We start from the raw sequence: 1,381 nt of genomic DNA on the forward strand, positions 1-1,381 counted from the left end.
CAGTGCCTGCATAGAGAAAACAGACTACCCGCTCCCGGAAGAGTTGTTGTCAACATCCTCCCGGTGAACGGTTACTTATGGACGACCAGCGCGATGGCCACAAGCTGATCGAGTTCAATGGTATCGCCGCAGGTATGGGGCCATTTGGTCAGCGGATACATGAACTGCACCGCTATCTGCAACGGCAATGGCCTGCTGCGTACATGCAAGAGCCGCATCAGGCAATGGGTGAACTTGTCAGTAATCATGCCATTGAAGGATTGTCAGCAGGCATTGCCGAGGCCACCTTCAAGATCAAGCGTGAGTTTGGCGACCCCGGCCCGGCAAGGTTTCTGATGATTGTGCAGGAACATGAAAACAATGTGTTTGATCAACACCTGCTTGAGCTGGCACTCCAGCGCAAAGGGATTGAGACGCAGCGCAGAACCTTTCGTGAACTTCATAATCAACTGAGCACGGGCGCTAACAACAGACTGCTCCTCGATGGTGTCGGCTCCCTCGATACCGTCTACCTGCGGGCCGGATACCAATATTCAGATTATGAGGCGACAGACCTCAAAGAGCAGAGATGTTGCCAGGCGCTGATGGCGACCCGTGTGGTGATTGAGCGACATAGAGTCGCCGTCAATGCCACGGTCGCCCAGCAATTGGCGACCAGCAAGCGAGTACAAATGCTGCTGTCACGTTTGGGAGAAGAGGGATTCGCTGCATTTGGCTTGACCCCGCAAGAGGCTGACACGGTAAGAGGCGTGTTGGGTGAAATGCATCCTGTGACCCCTGATAGCCTCCACTTTGTAAAAGCTGCGCCCTCCAATAGTTGGGTACTTAAAAACCAAGGAGAAGGAGGTGGGCATTGTCTGTTTGGGGCAGACATCCTGGCAAAATTAGAAACACTGGAGCCCCGGCAATATCAGGCTTGGTCACTAATGGGCCGATTACATCCCGTTCCCAGACCGATGTCAGCCTGGATAGTACGCAAAGGAGAGCTGCATCGGGTGACGGACTTGATCAGTGAACTAGGCATGTTCACCGTTCAGATAGATGGCAATCCTGGTTGCGCCGAGCAGAGCTTTGCTGGATACCTGATCCGTAGCAAATCAGCCGGATCGACAGAAGGGGGCGTTCATAGCGGGCAAGGCGTCCTTGATTCATTGGTATTCAGTGATTGATGAAGGGGCTGGGGGCGAACCATGAGATCGCGGCGTTAGCAAAAAACAAAAGATATGAGCATCTTTTGCGGACATGCCACGTCTTCTGGATAACACCGATGTTGATGGAGTCATTATGTTTCAGATTTTCACCGACCTAAATAGCTGTTCCGAATAGTAGATCACCGGAGGAAGGGAACTCAGTCCAGTTTGTGCGATCTGATTAGTCGCTA

General features: G+C 52.4%; 1 protein-coding gene. It reads left to right on the top strand.

Annotation, left to right across the window (positions count from 1 at the left end; genetic code table 11):
* Positions 1 to 77: 77 nt before the first annotated feature.
* Positions 78 to 1,169, top strand: a complete 1,092-nt coding sequence (locus tag OKB81_RS20325) for a glutathione synthase (RefSeq protein WP_270805432.1) — start codon at positions 78 to 80, stop codon at positions 1,167 to 1,169.
* The last annotated feature ends 212 nt before the right edge of the window (positions 1,170 to 1,381 follow it).

It is taken from the genome of Aeromonas sp. QDB56 (assembly GCF_027705505.1).
Lineage (GTDB): Bacteria > Pseudomonadota > Gammaproteobacteria > Enterobacterales > Aeromonadaceae > Aeromonas > Aeromonas caviae.

Bases quoted from the DNA above. Each gene is read 5' to 3' on its own strand.
- OKB81_RS20325 (WP_270805432.1), top strand. From the start codon at position 78: ATGGACGACCAGCGCGATGGCCACAAGCTGATCGAGTTCAATGGTATC.